This window comes from Bordetella sp. N (assembly GCF_001433395.1).
Lineage (GTDB): Bacteria > Pseudomonadota > Gammaproteobacteria > Burkholderiales > Burkholderiaceae_B > Bordetella_C.
In genome coordinates, this window is the sequence record NZ_CP013111.1 from 4097191 (window position 1) to 4116323 (window position 19133).

A 19133-nucleotide genomic window follows, 5' to 3' on the forward strand; every position below is an offset into this window, starting at 1 on the left:
GTCAGGCTCCCTGTTCTTGAGCGAGGAAATCTTGCGCGAAGCGTTGCAGCACGCCGCCCGCCTCGTACACCGATACTTCTTCGGCCGTATCCAGGCGGCAGATGACGGGCACCTCGGCGCGGCTGCCGTCCTTACGTTGGACCACCAGGGTCAAGGTGGCGCGCGGCGTGCGCGCGCCCACCACGTCAAACGTTTCCGTGCCGTCCAGCCCCACCGTCTGGCGATTCACGCCAGGCGGGAATTCCAGCGGCAGCACGCCCATGCCGATCAGATTGGTGCGGTGGATCCGTTCGAAGCCTTCCGCCACCACCGTTTCCACCCCGGCCAGGCGCACGCCCTTGGCGGCCCAGTCACGCGATGAGCCCTGGCCGTAGTCGGCGCCGGCGATGATGATCAAAGGCTGCTTGCGGTCCAGGTACGTTTCCATGGCTTCCCACATCCGCATGACCTTGCCGTCCGGTTCCACGCGGGCCAGCGAGCCCGCGCGCACCTGGCCGTCAGCATCCCGCACCATCTCGTTCTTCAAGGTGGGATTGGCGAACGTGGCGCGCATGGCGGTCAGGTGATCGCCGCGATGCGTCGCGTAGGAATTGAAGTCTTCTTCCGGCACGCCCATGCGGGCCAGGTATTCGCCCGCGGCCGAGCTGGCCAGGATGGCGTTGGACGGCGACAGGTGATCGGTGGTGATGTTGTCCGGCAGGATGGCCAGCGGGCGCATGCCCTTGAGCGTGCGCGGGTTGGCGGCCAGCGCGCCCACGCCTTCGGTGTCCCAATAGGGCGGACGACGGATGTAGGTGGACTGCGCGCGCCAGTCGTATTGCGGGCTGACGGTGACATCGTCGGAGATGGTGCGCGCGAACATGGGTTCGTAGACGCGCCGGAACATGTCCGGCTTGACCGCGGCCTTGACGATGCTGTCGATCTCCTCGTCGCTGGGCCAGATATCCTTCAGGCGGATTTCCTTGCCGTCGACCACCGCCAGCACGTCTTTCTCGATGTCGAAGCGCACCGTGCCGGCGATGGCGTACGCCACGACCAGCGGCGGCGAGGCCAGGAACGCCTGCTTCGCATAAGGATGAATGCGGCCATCGAAGTTGCGGTTGCCGGACAGCACGGCCGTGGCGTACAGCCCGCGGTCGATGATCTCTTTCTGCAAGGCCGGATCGAGGGCGCCGCTCATGCCGTTGCAAGTGGTGCAGGCAAAGGCGACGATGCCGAAGCCCAGTTGCTCCAGGTCGCCCAGCAGGTCGGCTTCCTTCAGGTACAGCTCCACCGCCTTGGAGCCGGGCGCGAACGAGGACTTGACCCAGGGCTTGCGCACCAGGCCCAGGCGGTTGGCATTGCGCGCCAGCAGCGCCGCGGCGATCACGTTGCGCGGATTGGACGTATTGGTACAGGACGTGATGGCCGCGATGATCACCGCGCCATCCGGCATCAGCCCCTGCGCTTCCTCTTCACGGGCCTGCGCCAGGCCAGGCGCCGTGGCGATGCCGCGCTCGGCCAGGGCCGCCGTCGGCAGACGGCGGTGAGGATTCGACGGGCCGGCCATATTGCGCTCGACCGACGACAGGTCGAACTGCAGTTCGCGCTCGTAGCGGGCGTTGCTCAGGCTGTCGGCCCAGAACCCGGCCGTTTTCGCATAAGTCTCGACCAGGCGCACCTGATCTTCCTCGCGGCCGGTCAGGCGCAGGTATTCCAGCGTCTGCTCGTCGATCGAGAACAGGGCGGCCGTGGCGCCGTATTCAGGACACATGTTCGAGATGGTCGCGCGGTCGCCGATGGTCAGGCTGCGGGCACCGTCGCCGAAGAATTCCAGATAGGCGCCGACCACTTTTTCCTTGCGCAGGAATTCCGTCAGCGCCAGGACGATGTCCGTGGCGGTGATGCCGGGCTGGTGGCGGCCGGTCAGCCGCACGCCGACGATTTCCGGCAGGCGCATCCAGGACGCGCGTCCCAGCATGACGTTTTCGGCTTCCAGGCCGCCGACACCCACGGCGATCACACCCAGGGCGTCGACGTGGGGCGTGTGGCTGTCGGTGCCCACACAGGTATCCGGGAAGGCCAGGCCGTCGTCGACGTAGACCACCGGCGACATCTTCTCCAGATTGATCTGGTGCATGATGCCGTTGCCCGCGGGGATCACATCGACGTTGGCGAAGGCCAGCTTGGTCCAGTCGATGAAGTGGAAGCGGTCTTCGTTGCGCCGGTCCTCGATGGCCCGGTTCTTGGTGAAAGCGTCAGGATCGAAGCCGCCGCATTCCACGGCCAGCGAGTGATCGACGATCAACTGCACCGGCACCACGGGGTTCACCGCCGCCGGATCGCCGCCTTCCGCCGCGATGGCGTCGCGCAGGCCGGCCAGGTCGACGAGGGCCGTCTGGCCCAGGATGTCGTGGCAAACCACGCGCACCGGATACCAGGGGAAATCGCGGTCACGGCGCCGCTCGATCAGCTGGAGCAGGGATTCGTCGAGGATGGCGGGGTCGCAGCGCCGCACCAGGTTTTCAGCATGCACGCGCGCGGTGTAGGACAGCTGGTCCCAGGCGCCCGGCTTGAGGGCGTCGACGGCCGCGCGGGCGTCTATGTAGTCCAGGGAGGTTCCGGCGAGGGGCTTGCGGTAGCGAGTGCTCATGGTGATGTGGCCGGACGCAGCGCCCTGCCCAAGTCCTAGATGATGTTGTCGTCTTCAGGACGGCACGGGATTTGGCGGGTGTCCGCCGGTGGCTTGTCTCCACCCGGGCGCGTCCAGTCTCGATCGCTATAGTAGCCGCTAGCGCCGGGGAAGTATTCGGCGGCTGTTCACACTGTGGGATACGGCGGTTGACGGCCGGGATCAGGTCTTGGCGGCGGGCGGCTGGGGATTGTTGGCGGGGTTGGTGTCCACCTTGGTCACGCCCTCGATGCCGCCATCCGTCCCCAAGGCCTCCAGGTCGACGCGCAGCGCTTCGGCGGCCACGCCGTCGTAGACCTCCTGGCCGTCGACATAAGCGGTATAGACGCGCCGGTACTTGGCTTCCTTGTCGGGGTCCGCCAGCGTGTCGCGGGTCCAGCGGTAGAGGGGATATTGCGTCTCGCCCTCACGTTCGGCCTCGGCGACATAGTCGGCGAAGGCCTGGTATTGGGACTTGATGACGGCGCCGTGGCGGGCGAGGATGGCGCGCAGGGGCGCTTCCTCGGGGGCATCGGGATGGTCGCGCAACCGTTCGGCCAGGGCCGCGGTCACGCGCAGGCGAATCTGATACTGCCAGGTATCTTGCACGGAGGCCTCGCTGCGGGGACGCGCGTCCCGGGCGGGACGCGCGGAACGTCTTATTCTACGCCCGGGCTCAATCCCACTCAGGCGCCAGGCCGGCCGGGCTGACTTCGCGGCCATTGCGTTCCAGGGCGGCGATGGCGGCCATGTCGGCTTCCGTCAGGCGCAGGGTCTGCGCTTGCAGATTGCCCGCCAGATTGGCGCGCTTGGTCGACGAAGGAATCACCGCATAGCCCAGTTGCAAGGCCCAGGCCAGCGCGACTTGCGCGGGGGCGACCTGATGGCGCGCGGCGATCTCGGCCAGCACGGGATCACCCAGCACCTTGCCGTAGGCCAGCGTCATATAGGACGTCACCGTGATGCCCTGCCCTTTCAGGAAATCCGCCAGCTTGCGGTTTTGCAGATAGGGGCTGAGCTCGACCTGATTGGTGGCGATATTGCCCGCGCCCACCGCGGCGATCGCTTCGCGCGTCAGGGCGATATTGAAGTTGGAAATGCCGATCTGGCGGGTCAGGCCCCGCTCGCGCGTCTGCGCCAGCGCGGTCATGAATGCTTCCAGCGGCACGCCATTGCCCGGCGCGGGCCAGTGGATCAGGGTCAGGTCGACGTAGTCGCTGCGCAGCTTGCGCAGGCTTTCTTCCAGGCTGGGGCCCAGTTTTTCCGGCGCGTAGTTGTCGACCCAGATCTTGGTGGTCAGGAAGATGTCCTCGCGCGCCACGCCGGACTCGGCGATGGCCTGGCCGACCTCGGCTTCGTTGCCGTAGATCTGCGCGGTGTCGACGGCGCGATAGCCGAGTTCCAGGGCGGTGCGCACGGAGTCGATGACAACCTGGTCTTTCAGGCGGAAGGTGCCCAGGCCGAACTTGGGGAAGGTGGAGGTGGTCATGTTTATTCCTTGTTGAATGACTTGTAAATCACTGCAGGCAGTCAAGCTTGATAAGCCTGGGTCGGACGGCGGCGGCGCGACGCCTGGACCAGCACCAGCAACAGGCCGGCGATGGCGATGACCGCGCCGGCCAGCGGCACGGCCGCATACCCCAGGCCCGCGGAGATCGTGGCGCCGCCCACCGCGGCGCCCACGGCGTTGCCCAGATTGAAGGCACCGACGTTGACCGACGACGCCAGGCCGGGGGCCCGTTCCGCCGCCCGCATCACGCCCATTTGCAGGGGCGGCACGACGGCGAAGGTGGCCATGCCCCACAGCAGCAGCAAGGCGGCGGCGCCGACGTGATAGCGGCCCAGCAGGGGGAAGGCCAGCATCACCACGATCACCAGAGTCAGGAATCCGATCAGGCTACCCGTCAGCGAGCGATCCGCCAACTTGCCGCCGGCCGCGTTACCGAGGGAGAAGCCCACGCCGATCAATACCAGCATGGCGGTGATGAAGGTGGGGCCGGCGCCGGTCAGGGACTCCAGGGTCGGCGCGATATAGGTATAGAGCGTAAACATGGCGCCGGAGCCCAGCACCGTGGTCAGCAACGCCACCAGGACGGCGGGCTGGGACAGCACGGACAGCTCGGCGCGCACGTCCGGACGGCGGCCGCTTTCACCGCGCGGCAGGGCCAGCCACAGGATGCCCATGGCCAGGACGCCCAGCAAGGCGGTAGCCGCGAAGGACATGCGCCAGCCTATGGTCTGGCCCAGCCAGGTGGCGGCCGGCACGCCGCCGATATTGGCGATGGTCAGCCCCATGAACATGGTGGCGACGGCGCTGGCCTGCTTGTGGCGCGGCACCACGCTGGCGGCGACCAGGGAACCCAGGCCGAAGAAGGCGCCGTGGTTCAGGCTGGTGACCAGCCGGGCCAGCAGCAGGGTGTAGTAGCCGGGCGCGATGGCGGACAGCAGGTTGCCGATGGTGAAGATGCTCATCAGGGCGATGAGCGCGGTGCGGCGGGACCAGCGGGACATGGCCAGGGTCATCAGGGGCGCGCCCAGCATCACGCCGATGGCGTAGGCGCTGACCAGCATGCCCGCGCTGGGGATGGAGACGTGGACGCCCTCGGCGATGACGGGGAGCAGTCCCATGGGGGAGAACTCGGTGGTGCCGATGCCGAAGGCGCCGACGGCCAGGGCGAGTAGCGGCAGGGTCGATGAGGTTGACGCCTGGGGTTTGGGATCAGACATGATGGGTATCCGGCTGCAGCGGATTGCTGCATAGCAAAATAAAGTCGCAGTTTGCCGGAATTGGGGCTGGGGTCATACCGTCTTTCTGGCGAAAGACTATTACCGAAAAATCAACAATGATGGCTTATAACTTTACTCCCGCGCCATATAACCTGTGGGGCTGGTTTTTTTAGGTAAAGTTTTTGTTGATCACGGGGGAGACCCGCCGCCCCTTTCTTGGCTATCGCCCTTTGGCTGCCACTTTGCCCGGTGGGAAGATTTTTTCGATGATGGGGGGAGCCCCATCGCCCCCTTCTCGGCTATCGCCCTTCGGCTGCCACTTTGCCCGGAGGGAAGATTTTTTCGATGATTGGGGGGAGCCCCCATCGCCCCCCTTCTCGGCTATCGCCCTTTGGCTGCCACTTTGCCTGGTGGGAAGAATTTTTCGATGATGGGGGGAACCGCCAACGCCCCCTTCTTGGCTAGCGCCCTTTGGCTGCCACTTTGCCCGGTGGGAAGGTCGGGGAAGGAGGGGTCTCCCGATCATTTAAAAACGCCCCATCACCGAAAACTTTCTGCCGCCCCCCCCCAACACCGAACACAAACGCGGCCGACTGGGGCGATAGCCCAAAAAGGGGGCGATGGGGGGCTCACCCATCATTTAAAAAAACTTCCCACCATCAAAAAGCCTTCCGCCGAGGGATCACAAACCTCGGGGAGCACCACCGTAGGTCTCCCGGCAGACCTGCCGTAATGACTCGGCGAATAGCGTGTCGACGGTACGAGCCCCCTGGGAGCGGGTGAACAAGGCGATGGGGGGCAAGGTCCAGTTGAAGGAATAAGGCACGATCGCCACGCCGGCGATGCGCACCAGCTCGTCGGCCACGTCCGCCGGGACGATCGAAACCGCCGTCTCGCTGGCGGCGATCATCTCGCCGATCAAGCGGGCCGAGCCGCTCTCCACCACAGGCGTGGGTGGCGCCAAACCAGCGCCCAGGAACATGTCGGCGACCTGCTCACGCATGGGCGTATGGGGCGCCCCCAAAATCCAGTCCAGCTCCAGCAGCACCGGCCAATCCAGCCTGGTACGCCCCAGCCGGGCGGCCAGGCGGCGGCTGGCGATCAGGCGGGGCTGCTGCTGATAAAGCCGTTCGAACGAGACACCTTCCAGGTCCAGGGTGGCCGAGGCGCGTCCGATCACCACGTCGACGTCATGCTCCCGCAGCCGGCCCAGCAACTGGTCGCTGGCCCCTTCGTGCACCGTCACGGTCAAGCGGCGGGCGCCGTCCGGCAACGTCCGCTGGATGGCGGCCGACAGGATACGGCCCGAAATGAAGGGAATCACGCCGATGTGCAGATGCGCCGCGTGGCCGGCGACCACGGTTTCCATGTCCCGCACCAGATGTTCCAGGTCATGGATCATGGCCCCGGCCCGGGCCAGCACCAGCTCGCCCAGGGCGGTGGGCGCCATGCCCCGCACGGACCGGTCGAACAGCGGCGCCCCGAACATGCCCTCCAGCTCGGCCAACGCATTGGTGATGGCCGGCTGACTGCTGGCCATCCGCTCGGCCACCCGGGTCAAGGACCCGTACCGGCGGATATTCAGCAGCAGCGTCAGGTGCCGCATCTTCAGCCGCGCCCCCAAGCGACGCAGCACCTCATCGGCATCAAATACCGCCATTCCCTGTCCCTAATAACCCGCCGCGCCAGCGACGAACAATCATCACGAAAATATTATGGAAGCATAGTAAATCAGAATCCTACCGTTATGCCTGTAGTCCTAGAATGCGTTCCTAGGACGCCGCCACAGGCGCAATGGAGAGGAAAGCAATGACCAACGACAACGACCGCAAGGCCGCACTCGACTATCACGAGTTCCCCGTCCCCGGGAAGATCGCCGTCACCGCCAGCAAGCCCCTGGTGACGCAGCGTGACCTGGCGCTGGCCTACACCCCCGGCGTGGCGGCAGCCTGTGAAGAAATCGTTGCGGACCCGGTCAATGCCGTCCGCTACACCGCCCGCGGCAATCTGGTCGGCGTCATCACCAACGGCACCGCCGTGCTGGGCCTGGGCAATATCGGCGCGCTGGCCTCCAAGCCGGTCATGGAAGGCAAGGCCGTCCTGTTCAAGAAATTCGCCGGCATCGACGTCTTCGACATCGAGATCAACGAGACCGACCCCGACAAGCTGGTCACCATCATCGCCGGCCTGGAAGCCACCTTCGGCGGCATCAACCTGGAAGACATCAAGGCCCCGGAATGCTTCACCGTGGAGCGCAAACTGCGCGAACGCATGAAGATTCCCGTCTTCCATGACGACCAGCACGGCACCGCCATCACCGTCAGCGCCGCCTTCATCAACGGCCTGAAAGTGGTCGGCAAGGACATCAAGAAAGTCAAAGTGGTCACCTCCGGCGCCGGCGCGGCCGCGCTGGCCTGCCTGGAACTGATGGTCGACCTGGGTCTGCCCCTGGAAAACATCTGGGTCACGGACATCGAAGGCGTGGTCTACGAAGGCCGCACCGTGCTGATGGATCCGGACAAGGAGCGCTTCGCTCGCAAGACCGACCTGCGCAAGCTGACCGAAGTCATCGAAGGCGCCGACGTCTTCCTGGGCCTGTCGGCCGGCGGCGTGCTGAAGGCCGACATGGTCGCCAAGATGGCGGCCAAGCCGCTGATCCTGGCCCTGGCCAACCCCACGCCGGAAGTGCTGCCTGAAGTAGTCAAGAGCGTGCGCGACGACGCCGTGATGGCCACCGGCCGTTCGGACTATCCGAACCAGGTCAACAACGTGCTGTGCTTCCCCTACATCTTCCGCGGCGCCCTGGACGTGGGCGCCACCACCATCACGCGTGGCATGGAAAAGGCGGCGGTATACGCCATCGCCGGCCTCGCCGAAGAAGAGCAGAACGAAATCGTCGCGGCCGCCTATGGCACCTACGACATTTCCTTCGGCGCCGAATACTTCATTCCCAAGCCTTTCGATCCGCGCCTGATCGTGCGCATCGCGCCGGCCGTGGCCAAGGCCGCCATGGAAGAAGGCGTGGCCACCCGCCCGCTGACCGACCTGGAAGCCTACGCCGACCAGCTGCAGCAGTTCGTGCACCACTCGGGCGCGTTCATGAAGCCGCTGTTCGCGGCGGCCAAGCAATACGTGCGTGACGGCGGCAAGGCCCGCATCGTCTTCACCGAAGGCGAGGACGAACGCGTCCTGCGCGCCGTGCAGGTGATCGTCGACGAGAAGCTGGCCCGTCCCATCCTGGTGGGCCGTCCCGCCGTGCTGCTGTCCCGCATCGAAAAATTCGGCCTGCGCCTGCGCCTGGGCCAGGACGTGGAAGTCACCAATCCCGAGTTCGACGAGCGCTTCCATCAGTACTGGACCACCTATTGGGACCTGATGAACCGCAAGGGCGTCACCAAGGAAATGGCGCGCGTGGACATGCGCCGCCGCCTGACCCTGATCGGTTCGATGATGGTGCGCCTGGGCGACGCCGACGGCATGATCTGCGGCACCGTGTTCGGCTACCACGACCACCTGCGTTTCATCGATGAAGTGATCGGCAAGAAGCCGGGCGCCAAGACCTACGCGGCGATGAACATCCTGCTGCTGGACGAGCGCACCGTGGCGCTGCTGGACACGCACGTCAACGAAAACCCCAGCGCCGAACAGATCGCCGAATACACCATCGCGGCGGCTGAAGAAATGAAGCGCATGAACCTGCTGCCCAAGGTGGCGCTGCTGTCGCGTTCGAGCTATGGCTCGGGCAGCTCGGCCTCCGGCGAGAAGATGCGCGAGGCCCTGCGCCTGATCCGCGAACAGGCGCCCGACCTGGAAGTCGATGGCGAAATGCACGGCGACTGCGCCCTGGACGAAGCGCTGCGCCTGAAGGTGCTGCCGGATTCGCCGCTGAAGGGCTCGGCCAACCTGCTGGTGTGCCCCAACGTCGATGCCGGCAACATCGCGTACAACCTGCTGAAGACGGCCGCCGGCAGCAATGTCGCCGTGGGTCCCTTCCTGCTGGGTGTCAATGCGCCGGTGACCATCCTGACGTCGAGCTCGACGGTGCGACGCATCGTCAACATGGCCGCGCTGACCGTGTTGAAGGCCAACCGCGAACCGGCGGCCTAAGCCGCAGGATCAAGGAGGGCGGGAGTGCGTCAGCACTCCCGCCCTCTTTTTGTGCCGTATCATCCGCCTGTCCGCAGTGAAAAAAAAGATTCATGGCACAGGCGTTTCTCGCTTTGTCCGCCTGGCAGGTCATGCTGGCGGGGCTGCTGTTCTTCGGCGGCATCTACCTGTTGTTCGGCGCGGCCACCTGGCTGCTGACTCATCGCATCCTGCCCGCGCTTGGCGTGGGCCGCGTGCTGGACCCGCGCCCGCTGGCCCCAGGGCAACTGCGGCGCGAACTGGCGCAATCCGGCATCTCCATCCTGCTGTTCGGTACCGGGATGATCTTTCCCTGGGGATTGCTGCAGCTGGGCTGGGCGCACCTGGCACCGAACGCCAGCGCCACCCGCATCGTGCTGGAAATCCTGGTCCTGCTGGCCTGGAACGACATCCATTTCTGGATCAACCACCGTCTGCTGCACACCCGGCCGCTGCGCCGTTTCCATCTGCCGCATCATCGGTCCATCGTCACCACGCCCTTCTCGACCTACAGTTTCCATCCCATCGAGGCCGCGATGTTGGGCAATGTCATCATGCTGCCCATGGTGTTGCACGATTTCAGCTTCTGGTCGCTGCTGTCGGTGCCCCTGTTCAGCCTCTTCTTCAACTGCATCGGCCACGCCAACTACGACTTCTTCCCGCGCGTGTCCTATGCCCACTGGTTCGCCGCCAGCCGGCGCCACCATCTGCACCATGCCTGCTATCACGGCAACTACGGCTTCCAGTTCACGTTCATGGATCGCCTGTTCCGTACGCGACTGACCGCCGACGCCGCCGCGCGGCAACTGGATGCCTATGGCCAGCGGGAAAAGCGCGATGCCCACGCCTAGCGCGCGCCCCCGACGAGGTCGCTGGCCAGCGCTGCGCCATTGCCGCGATCTTCAGAGCCTGGCCTACCTGATCGCCTTGCCGGCCCTGGCGGCGTGGCAGTGGTGGCACGGCTTCTGGTGGCCGCTATACGCCTTGATGCTGTTCCTGACCCTGGGCATCGGCGTGATCCATCACAACCACACCCACTTGCGGATGTGGCACGGGCGCCGGGCCAATCGCGTTACGGATTTCTGGATCACGCTGCTGCAAGGCCATCCCACGTTCGTGTTCTATCCGGCCCACGTGGCGAACCATCACCGCCACCGGCACGGACCGCAGGATGCCGCGCGCACGTACCGCTTCGGCGGCGACACCAACCATCTATGGGGTTACCTGATTCATCCGCTGCAGGCGGCATGGGTGCTGTACCCGCTGTTCGTCGCCTGGCTCGGCCGGCTCCGGCGGCACCATACGGGCGCCTGGCGCTACTGCATGGCGCAGTACCTTGCGTGGCTGGGGCTCTGGGGCGGCATGCTGGCGCTCAATCCCGCCAAGGCCCTGATCTACGTGATCGTGCCGCAGCTGCATGGACTACATTGGCTGCTGGCCACCAATTACCTGCAACACGCGCATGCCGACGGCGGTCCGCAACGAGGCCGTACATTGAGCTACGCGCGCAACTTCGAAGGTCTGCTCAATCCCCTGCTTTTCAATATCGGCCTGCATACGGCGCACCATGAACACTCGCGCGCCCATTGGTCCGAATTGACCCGCCTGCATCGCGAGTGCTACCGGGCGCGCGTGCCCGCCGCGTTAAATGAAGGCGGACTGCTTCCTTATATGTTCCGTGTCTTCATCCTGGGTAGCGTCAGCGCGCGCTTTCGCACCCAACCGCAGATGGCGTCCGGCACCGATCACGTCCGCCAGGACACCCGCATTCCCACGTAGAGGATTCCATGCCTACCCCGTTTCAGCGTGTCTACCTGGAAAGCGCCGGCTATTTCATGCCGGGCAGCCCCGTGTCCAACGAGGAAATGGACCGCTACATCGCGCCCTTGAATCGAATCTCCGGCCGCATCAAGCAGCGCATCCTGGCCGAGAACGGCATCAAGCAACGCTATTACGCGATCGACGCGGACGGCGGCACCACACTGACCAACGCGCAATTGGCGGCCGGCGCGATCCGCGACTGCCTGCGGCGCAACGACATCCCGCTCGACGAGCTTACGCTGCTGGCCAGCGGGTCTTCCGGCGGCGACACCTTGATGCCCGGCTTCGCCAACATGATCCAGGGCGAGCTGGCGGCGCCGCCCATGGAGGCCCTGTCCTTGCACGGCATCTGCGCCGCCGGTGTCGCGGCGATCCAGGCCGCGGCGCAGGCGGTGGAACTGGGCGGCCATGCCAGCGCCCTGGCCGTGGCCAGTGAAATGCCCTCGCGCCTGTTCAAGCGCTCACGCTACGCCGCGCAGGGCTATGACGCGGATTTCGATGCACATTTCCTGCGCTGGATGCTGTCGGACGGCGCCGGCGCGGTGGTGCTGGGCCAGGGCCGGCGCGCCTTGCCCGGGGCGACACAGGGCGTGCGGATGCGCCTGAAATGGGTGCACCAACGGGCGTTCTCCGGCGACTATCCCCTCTGCATGCAGCTGGGCCTGACGGCGGACCGTACCCGCGGGCACCTGGACTATCCGTCCTGGACCGATGCCGAAACCGACGGCGCCCTGTCGCTGCGCCAGGACATTCGCCTGCTGCCGCATCTGTTCGACATCGGCATCCATGAATATGCCGGGCTGGTGCGCGACGGCTGGGTCGACCCGCAACGTATCGATCACTTCCTGTGCCATTACTCGTCCGAGAAATTCATTCCGGTGGTGGAAGACCTGCTGGACAAGGCCGGCCTGGCGATCGCGCGCGAACGCTGGTTCAGCAACCTGGCGTGGCGCGGTAACACCGGCGCGGCGTCCATCCTGATCATGCTTGCCGAGTTTCTGGAAACACGCACGCTGCGGCCAGGTGAGCAGATTCTTTGCTATATCCCGGAATCCGGACGCTTCACCACGGCGTATATGTTGTGGGAAGTAGAAGCGGCGGAGGGGGGCGTGTCCGGGCAGCACGCGCGCTCCGGCGTCCAGCAGGAGGTGGCGACGCCCGTGGCCGGCGCCGCCGCACGCACGCAGGCCGACAGGGGCGCCGGGCGCGGGCCCGACATGGGCCACCGTGCCTCGGCCGCCGCCGAGCAGATCGCTCCGCCGCACGACCCCGAGCAGGCGCCGGCAGGCCTGGGCCCGCTGCTGACGGAACTGGCGTCGATCTGGCATGACTATCGTTCCCGCGTCTGGCGCACCCCGGTCATCCGCCACTTGCGCGACCGGCGTTTCAAGAAGGCCGACTACGTCAACTGGATGGCCAACTGGATTCCCCAGGTGCGCGAAGGCAGCAAGTGGATGCGGGAAGGCGCGGCCTCGCTGGGCCCCGACTACCAGCCCCTGGCCGCGCTCATCGACACCCATGCCGGCGAGGAGCAGAACGACTTCCAGATCCTGTTCGAGGACTACCGCAAGGCCGGCGGCACGGTGGAGGACATCGATGCCCTGCGCCGCAATCCCGGCGGCGAGGCGCTCAATGCCTATCTGCACGGCCTGGCCGCCACGCGCGACCCGATCGGCCTGCTGGGCGCCATCTACATCATCGAAGGCACCGGCCAGCGCATCGTGCCGGCCTTGCTGCCCTTGCTGAAGGCCAGCCTGTCCTTGCCGCCCGACGCCTTCCGCTTCCTCGAATACCATGGGCACAATGACGAGCACCATCTGGAACGCTGGCTGGCCGCGGTGGAACTGGCGCTGGATTGCGACGACAGCGGCAAGGCGGAACGGCACATCGTCGATACGGCGCGCAGGACGGCAGCGCTGTACCTGATGCAGTTCCAGTACGTCATGGAAGAGGATCCCCAGGATCAACCCGAAGATCGCCCCGAAGACAGCATCGGCAACCGCGCAACGAAGGACACCGCAGCATGAACCAGGAACCGGACTTCCTTGCCAACGGCCATGACCCCGCCGACCCCAACCCCTGGCTGGCCCTCTACCTGGACCGCAGCACTCCCTTGCCCGACGGCGTCAAGAAGGCCTGGCTGACCGATTCCAGCAGCCGCTCGCGTCAGTACCTGCTGCCCTTCCTGCGCCCACTGGCGCGGGCCTTCATCATCGTCATCCAGGTGCTGAAGACCGTGCTGCCCAAGCGCTGGTCGCATTCGCGGCTGCTGCACCGCATCCTGGCCTGGGGTCTGGAGCGCTTCGTCTCGCCCGAGGCCAACTGGCTGATCCTGCGGCACTTCCACCTGGGCGCGCAGATCCTGTCCTTCATCGCGGCCAACTCCCCCGTTCCCATCACCACCACGCCGCTGGAGCCGCGCAAGATCGAGGACCTGAAGGACGATCTCTTCGTCAAGCACGACCTCAATCTGTTCAATTTCGTGATCCGCCTGAACCAGGCCTTGCGCGACGCGGGCGCCGAGATGCACGCGCCGGCGCAGGTCGACTACTCCATGGTGCGCGATCCCGGGCTGCGGCTGGAGGACCTGCCGCAGCGGCGCATGAATTTCCTCGATCTGCAAAGCGCGATCGAGCTGTTCACGCCGCTCTACCAGCTGATGCTGACCGACAATGATTTCTGGCGCGCCGCCAACTCGCTGCAGCTGGACGAGACCATAGGCATCTACGCCGCCAAGCTGCTGGGCGCGCCGCAGCATCTGATCCTGGTCAACAACAACCATCCGCTGGTGCCCATGTCCACCTTGCGGGCGGGCTATCGCCTGGTGCTGCACGGCCTGTCCACCGAGATGCTGCACAGCCTGCTGATGGAATTGAAAGCCGCCCAGGAGGGCGGCACGGCACCGGCGCCGATCGCCTGATCGGCCCCCAGGCATAGCCGCAGCCGGCGGGATTTCGCCCAGCCGGCGACGCTGCGCTCAGGCAGCAGCCTTGGCCGGCACCAGCAGCACCGGCGTCGTCGACAGCCGCAGGAACGCCTCGGCGACGCTGCCCAGCACCATGCGCTGGAAGCCACGGCGGCCGTGGGTGCCCAGCACCACCAGGTCGGCGCCCTCTTCCACCGCGGTTTCCTGCAATTGCTGGGCGATGGTCTGGGTGATGCCTTCCTTGTCGATGAAACGCGCCTTGCCGCGCACGCCGGCGGCGGCCAGGCGTTCGTTGGCGGCGGCCACGACCTTGTTGGCTTCCTCGGTCATGGCGTCGCGGAAGGGCGTCACGCCATAGACGGCGGACGTGTAATAGGCGCTGGAGTATTCGACGATATAGACCGGCACCACTTCCGCCTTTTCCGTGCTGCCCAGGTGCAGGGCATGCTCGAAAGCGGCCTGGGCCACGTCACTGCCGTCGAGGGCGACCAGAATTTTGCGATACATGAATGACTCTCCTAGGGTCGACGCTGATGCAACCATGATCTGGCGTGCGCCGCCTGGACGCCATGACCTGGATCAAATTCCCCCTCACGTCCACACTTTACCCTCGCCCGGAAATAAGCAAAACGAATAAGCAAAAGCCACCCGCGGCCCCTTTGAGCCACGTCAATATGCGGCCGGCGCCCCGCCCCTACGATGCGGGCTGGGATTTCATGATTGCTGGGGTTGCCCATGTTCAAGCGCATCGCCGTCCACCTCGATGACGACGCCGCGTGCACGCGCCGCGTGCGGGCCGCGGCTCAGGTCGCCCGCGACCATCAGGCCGCCCTGGTCGGCATCTACACCAGCTACCTGCCGCCGCAGTATGCCTACGACGAAGGTATCGTTCCGGACGACGTCTACGCCGTGCTGCAACGCCGCCTGACGGACAATCGCAAGGCCGCGCACGGGCTGCTGCTGCAGGCCGCCCGCGAGGTCGACGTGCCCGTCCAATGGCGCGCTCCCGAAGGCTCGCCCGCGGAAGCGCTGGCCCGCCATGCGCGCACCTGTGACCTGCTGGTGCTGGGCCAATCCGGCGAGGACGACCCGGAAAGCGTGGTCACCCCGTACTTCACCGAGTCCATCATCATGACCCTGGGCCGGCCGGTATTGATCATCCCGACGGGCGGCGACCTGCCGCCGCTGGGCCGCAACGTCATGTTCTGCTGGGACCAGGGCCGCGAGGCCGCGCGCACGCTGGCCGACAGCGACCCCGTCCTGCGGCGCGCCGCTGAAGTGCTGGTGCTGTCGGTGACCTCCCGGCCCGTCACCCCCGCCAACCGGGACGATCTGCACGATTACTTCGCCGCGCACGGCTATCCGGCTCCCCAGCGAGTGCTGCGCGACGGCCATCAGAACGAAGTCGGCCGGATCATCCTGGAATGCGCCGACGAGCGCGGCAGCGACCTTTTGATCATGGGCGCCTACGGCCATCACCGCTTGCGCGAATGGGTCATGGGCGGCGCGTGCAGCGCGGTATTGCGCGCGACCACCGTGCCTGTGCTCCTGTCGCACTGACCCCAGCCTGCCATGTCGCCCCGCGCCGTCCCGGCTATCGCTCCCCGCCGGGCCCCGACGTATACTTTGGACGCGCGCCGCGCCACGCCACGGCGCCACGCTTTATTGCCTTCCATTCCTACGCCATGCCATCGGTCCTGCCGTCGCTACTGCTTGCTTTAGCCTGTATCGCCCTGGGTTTCGCCGCCGCGCGCGTGCTGCAGCGCCGGCCCGCGTCCAAGGGCCCGGCAACCGGGCACCCTGCGCCGGCGACCGCTGCCGCGGCAGCCACGCCCCAGTCGGCCACCGCCGCGCCTGCCGTGGCGCATTCCGCCGCCGGCGCCACGCCCCGCCCGGCGGGCCCCAGCGAGACGCGCCTCTACGGCATCATCCAATCCGCCATGGAGGCCATCATTACGGTGGATGCCTCCCAGACCATCATCATTTTCAATCCCGCCGCCGAGCGCATCTTCCTGTGCCCCGCCACCGAAGCCATCGGCACGTCGCTCAATCGCTTCATCCCGCGCCGCTTCCGCCATACGCACCCGCAGGATCTGGCGCGCTTCGGCCGTACCGGCGTGTCGGAACGGCAGATGGGCGGCGACCGCAAGGTCACGGGCCTGCGCGCCAATGGCGAGGAATTTCCCCTCGAAGCCTCCATTTCGCAATGGGAGGACGAACACGGCAAGCTGTACACCGTGCAATTGCGCGACGTCACCGAACGCGAGCGGGCCAATCGCGAACTGGAAGTGTCGCGCAATGAGCTGACCCGCCTGTCGACCGCCATCCAGAACATCCGCGAAGAGGAAAAGACCCATATCGCGCGCGAACTGCACGACGACCTGGGCCAAAGCCTGACCGCCATGAAGATGGGCCTGTCCCTGCTGGAAGGCATGCTGCCGGCCGATGCGACGTCGGCGCGCACGCAGACCGCATCGCTGCATGCCCTGATCAACGCCACCGTGGGCTCGGTGCGGCGCATCGCCTCCAACTTGCGGCCAGTCATGTTGGATGACCTGGGACTTTTCGCGGCGGTCGAATGGCTGGCCCAGGACTTCAGCGAGCGCTACGCTATTTCGACGGATGTTCAAACCACCGGCGAACAGATAGAGTTGGGCCATGAACTCACCACAGCGATATTTCGCATCGTCCAGGAAGCGTTCACCAACACCGCGCGCCATGCCGGCGCCACCCGCATCACGCTGCGGCTCGACTGCGATCCGCAACACTGCCGCATCGATATTCGCGACAACGGCGTCGGCGCAACCGCCACGCAAATGGCCAAGACGGAATCCTTCGGTTTGCTGGGCATCCGCGAGCGCGTGCGCCTGTTGGGCGGCACCCTCGCTCTGAACAGCGAGCCCGGGCAAGGCTTCCATCTGGTCGCTGTCGTGCCCATCACCTCCCAGACAGCCGAAGAGACATCATGACGCGCATTCTGCTTGCCGACGATCACACCCTGGTCCGGGAAGGGTTGAAACAGATCCTGGGAATGGCCGAGGGCCTGGCGGTCGGGGGCGAGGCCTCCAACGGCGCCGAGGCCTTGACCCTGCTGCGCCAGGGCGAATGGGACGTGCTGCTGCTGGACCTGTCCATGCCGGGCCGCAGCGGCGTCGAACTGATACGCCAGATCAAGGATGAATTCCCGCGCCTGCCCATCCTGGTACTCACCATGCACGGCGAACAGCAATACGCGGTGCGCGCGCTGAAGGCAGGCGCGTCCGGCTACCTGACCAAGGAAAGCGCCGCCGCGGAACTGGTGGCGGCGGTGCGCAAGGTGGCCGCGGGCGGCGTTTACCTGAACATGGATATCGCCGAAAAAATCGCGCGCGACTTCCAACCCGAGGCCACCGCCCTGCCCCACCAGCAGTTGTCCGATCGCGAGTATTCGGTGTTCCGCCATCTGGCCATGGGCCGCACCATCGGCGAAATCGCCGCCCTGCTTTGCATCAGCGGCAAGACCATCAGCACGTACAAGACGCGGGTCCAGCAGAAGATGCGCATCAACAATCAGGCGGAGCTGATCCACTACGCCATCAAGCATCGGCTGCTGGACGAGACCGGCGAAAGCGTCGAATAGCGGCTCGCCCGGCCGATTATTTCGCGCCGGCCCCCAGCACCGACCGGTACTTGAGCCACACCATCGACGTGACTGAGATGCCGCCCAGGCCGAAGGCCAGGGCGACCAGCCAGAACGCCGCGCCGTGATTGAGGATGAGTCCGGCCAGCATCAGCCCCAGCGGCAGCCCATAGATCGCCATCGATCGCAGGCCCATCACGCTGCCCCGCACCGCCGGCGCGACATTACCGAGCAGGAAGGCCGCCATCGGGATCATGCAGAGGTTCTGCGCCACACCGGCAAGGAAGATAAGCACGAAGGCCAGCGGCAGCCAGCTGGTGGCCCCGAACGCGATGTTCAGGCCATGCCAGATGAAGCTGAAGCACAACATGGTCATGGCGGGATGCGCCAGGCGCAGCCGCGACAGCAGAATGGACGACGTCACGCTGCCGGTCGCGGTGATGCAGATCAACATCCCCAAGCCGTATTCGTCCATGCCGAAGCGATCCTTGGCGACATAAGGCAGCAGCCCGGTCACGAAAGGAAATGCCGAGAAGTTCACCAGGAACGCCATGATCATCGTGGCGGTCTGCGCCGGCGTTCCCCGAACGGAGCGCAGCGCCGCCTGGAACTGGCCGAATACCGTCGTGCCGCCCGGATGCAGGCCCGGCCGCTCCAGGCTCAGGCGCGACGTCAGCAGGGCCGCGGTGGCGTATAGCCCCACCACGATGACATACGCCCATGCCAGGCCCAGGGTGGCCATCAATGCGGCGCCCGTCAGCGCCCCGCCCATTCGCGCCAGGTCCACGGTCAGGCGCGACAGGCCGATGGCGGGCAACATCAGATAGCCCGGCACGATGCCGCTGGTCACGACATTGCGCATGCCCATGTCCGATGGCCGGATCAGGCCGCTGAGCGTGGCGAAGCCCAGGGCCAGATACGGTGTCAGCCAGTGCATCTGGGCGAACAACAGCAGCATGGCGGCCACGACGGCGTAGAACAGGCGCATCGCCAGCATGGCGTTGCGTTGGCCATGGCGGTCGCTCAGCGCGCCCAGCACCGGGGATATCAGGGTGCCCAGGTACTGCAAGGACGCGATGGCGGCCATCAGCACCACCGACCCCGTTTCAACCAGGACGTACCAGGCCAGGGCCAGCGTTTCGATTTCGAATGCGCAAGAAGTGCTGAGGTCCGCGGCCCACTGCCGCCGGTAATTCGGGATGGCGAACGGCCGGACGGCCGGTTCGGACAAAGGGGGAGCCACCGCCGTCACGATAGTCTTCTCA

15 protein-coding genes are annotated in these 19133 nt (G+C 65.9%); 8 read left to right on the plus strand and 7 right to left on the minus strand.

Features of this window, described 5'->3' with window-relative positions; translation table 11 throughout:
* Nucleotide 1: 1 nt before the first annotated feature.
* The 5 genes from acnD to ASB57_RS17495 form a co-directional block, all read right to left on the minus strand.
* A complete protein-coding gene (gene acnD, locus ASB57_RS17475) occupies nucleotides 2-2632 on the minus strand; it encodes a Fe/S-dependent 2-methylisocitrate dehydratase AcnD (RefSeq protein WP_057653377.1) in 2631 nt (876 codons plus the stop codon).
* A gap of 201 nt (nucleotides 2633-2833) precedes the next feature.
* Nucleotides 2834-3259: a hypothetical protein gene (locus ASB57_RS17480; RefSeq protein WP_057653378.1), complete on the minus strand. Its 426-nt coding sequence runs from the start codon at nucleotides 3257-3259 to the stop codon at nucleotides 2834-2836.
* Nucleotides 3260-3326: 67 nt separating this feature from the next.
* Nucleotides 3327-4139, minus strand: coding sequence for a 2,5-didehydrogluconate reductase DkgB (gene dkgB, locus ASB57_RS17485; protein WP_057653379.1), 813 nt, complete (start codon nucleotides 4137-4139; stop codon nucleotides 3327-3329).
* A 41-nt stretch (nucleotides 4140-4180) separates the two neighbouring features.
* A complete protein-coding gene (locus ASB57_RS17490; protein WP_057653380.1) occupies nucleotides 4181-5377 on the minus strand; it encodes an MFS transporter in 1197 nt (398 codons plus the stop codon).
* 682 nt (nucleotides 5378-6059) lie between these two features.
* Nucleotides 6060-7037, minus strand: coding sequence for a LysR substrate-binding domain-containing protein (locus tag ASB57_RS17495; RefSeq protein ID WP_057653381.1), 978 nt, complete (start codon nucleotides 7035-7037; stop codon nucleotides 6060-6062).
* Nucleotides 7038-7186: 149 nt separating this feature from the next.
* On the opposite strand from ASB57_RS17495, the gene ASB57_RS17500 reads away from it, so the two are divergent.
* The 5 genes from ASB57_RS17500 (at nucleotide 7187) to ASB57_RS17520 (ending at nucleotide 14243) form a co-directional block, all read left to right on the plus strand.
* On the plus strand, nucleotides 7187-9484 hold the full coding sequence (locus tag ASB57_RS17500; RefSeq protein WP_057653382.1) for an NADP-dependent malic enzyme: 2298 nt from the start codon (nucleotides 7187-7189) through the stop codon (nucleotides 9482-9484).
* 92 nt (nucleotides 9485-9576) lie between these two features.
* Nucleotides 9577-10353, plus strand: a complete 777-nt coding sequence (locus ASB57_RS17505) for a sterol desaturase family protein (RefSeq protein WP_057653383.1) — start codon at nucleotides 9577-9579, stop codon at nucleotides 10351-10353.
* Complete coding sequence (locus ASB57_RS17510) at nucleotides 10340-11281, plus strand: fatty acid desaturase (RefSeq protein WP_057653384.1); 942 nt, start codon at nucleotides 10340-10342, stop codon at nucleotides 11279-11281. The genes ASB57_RS17505 and ASB57_RS17510 overlap by 14 nt, the downstream gene beginning before the upstream one ends.
* 8 nt (nucleotides 11282-11289) lie before the next feature.
* Nucleotides 11290-13350 (plus strand): StlD/DarB family beta-ketosynthase, encoded by a 2061-nt coding sequence (locus ASB57_RS17515; protein WP_057653385.1) that lies wholly within the window; start codon nucleotides 11290-11292, stop codon nucleotides 13348-13350.
* Nucleotides 13347-14243: a hypothetical protein gene (locus tag ASB57_RS17520; protein WP_057653386.1), complete on the plus strand. Its 897-nt coding sequence runs from the start codon at nucleotides 13347-13349 to the stop codon at nucleotides 14241-14243. Before ASB57_RS17515 ends, ASB57_RS17520 begins: the two co-directional genes overlap by 4 nt.
* Nucleotides 14244-14300: 57 nt before the next feature.
* Here ASB57_RS17520 and ASB57_RS17525 read toward each other — a convergent pair whose 3' ends face one another.
* Nucleotides 14301-14756 carry a universal stress protein gene (locus tag ASB57_RS17525; RefSeq protein ID WP_057653387.1) on the minus strand — a complete coding sequence of 152 codons (456 nt, stop codon included), beginning with the start codon at nucleotides 14754-14756 and terminating at the stop codon, nucleotides 14301-14303.
* A gap of 228 nt (nucleotides 14757-14984) precedes the next feature.
* On the opposite strand from ASB57_RS17525, the gene ASB57_RS17530 reads away from it, so the two are divergent.
* From ASB57_RS17530 to ASB57_RS17540, 3 genes are all read left to right on the plus strand, one after another.
* Nucleotides 14985-15809 (plus strand): universal stress protein, encoded by an 825-nt coding sequence (locus ASB57_RS17530; RefSeq protein ID WP_057653388.1) that lies wholly within the window; start codon nucleotides 14985-14987, stop codon nucleotides 15807-15809.
* A gap of 125 nt (nucleotides 15810-15934) precedes the next feature.
* Entirely contained in the window at nucleotides 15935-17218 is a 1284-nt protein-coding gene (locus tag ASB57_RS17535; RefSeq protein ID WP_197424751.1) for a PAS domain-containing sensor histidine kinase, read from the plus strand.
* Nucleotides 17215-17868, plus strand: coding sequence for a response regulator transcription factor (locus ASB57_RS17540; RefSeq protein WP_057653389.1), 654 nt, complete (start codon nucleotides 17215-17217; stop codon nucleotides 17866-17868). The genes ASB57_RS17535 and ASB57_RS17540 overlap by 4 nt, the downstream gene beginning before the upstream one ends.
* 16 nt (nucleotides 17869-17884) lie before the next feature.
* Here ASB57_RS17540 and ASB57_RS17545 read toward each other — a convergent pair whose 3' ends face one another.
* Nucleotides 17885-19120, minus strand: a complete 1236-nt coding sequence (locus tag ASB57_RS17545; protein ID WP_057653390.1) for an MFS transporter — start codon at nucleotides 19118-19120, stop codon at nucleotides 17885-17887.
* Between the last annotated feature and the right edge of the window lie 13 nt (nucleotides 19121-19133).

Bases quoted from the DNA above. Each gene is read 5' to 3' on its own strand.
- ASB57_RS17535 (WP_197424751.1), top strand. From the start codon at position 15,935: ATGCCATCGGTCCTGCCGTCGCTACTGCTTGCTTTAGCCTGTATCGCC.
- ASB57_RS17495 (WP_057653381.1), bottom strand. From the start codon at position 7,037: ATGGCGGTATTTGATGCCGATGAGGTGCTGCGTCGCTTGGGGGCGCGG.
- ASB57_RS17520 (WP_057653386.1), top strand. From the start codon at position 13,347: ATGAACCAGGAACCGGACTTCCTTGCCAACGGCCATGACCCCGCCGAC.
- ASB57_RS17510 (WP_057653384.1), top strand. From the start codon at position 10,340: ATGCCCACGCCTAGCGCGCGCCCCCGACGAGGTCGCTGGCCAGCGCTG.
- ASB57_RS17500 (WP_057653382.1), top strand. From the start codon at position 7,187: ATGACCAACGACAACGACCGCAAGGCCGCACTCGACTATCACGAGTTC.
- ASB57_RS17530 (WP_057653388.1), top strand. From the start codon at position 14,985: ATGTTCAAGCGCATCGCCGTCCACCTCGATGACGACGCCGCGTGCACG.
- dkgB (WP_057653379.1), bottom strand. From the start codon at position 4,139: ATGACCACCTCCACCTTCCCCAAGTTCGGCCTGGGCACCTTCCGCCTG.
- ASB57_RS17490 (WP_057653380.1), bottom strand. From the start codon at position 5,377: ATGTCTGATCCCAAACCCCAGGCGTCAACCTCATCGACCCTGCCGCTA.
- ASB57_RS17540 (WP_057653389.1), top strand. From the start codon at position 17,215: ATGACGCGCATTCTGCTTGCCGACGATCACACCCTGGTCCGGGAAGGG.
- ASB57_RS17505 (WP_057653383.1), top strand. From the start codon at position 9,577: ATGGCACAGGCGTTTCTCGCTTTGTCCGCCTGGCAGGTCATGCTGGCG.
- acnD (WP_057653377.1), bottom strand. From the start codon at position 2,632: ATGAGCACTCGCTACCGCAAGCCCCTCGCCGGAACCTCCCTGGACTAC.
- ASB57_RS17525 (WP_057653387.1), bottom strand. From the start codon at position 14,756: ATGTATCGCAAAATTCTGGTCGCCCTCGACGGCAGTGACGTGGCCCAG.
- ASB57_RS17515 (WP_057653385.1), top strand. From the start codon at position 11,290: ATGCCTACCCCGTTTCAGCGTGTCTACCTGGAAAGCGCCGGCTATTTC.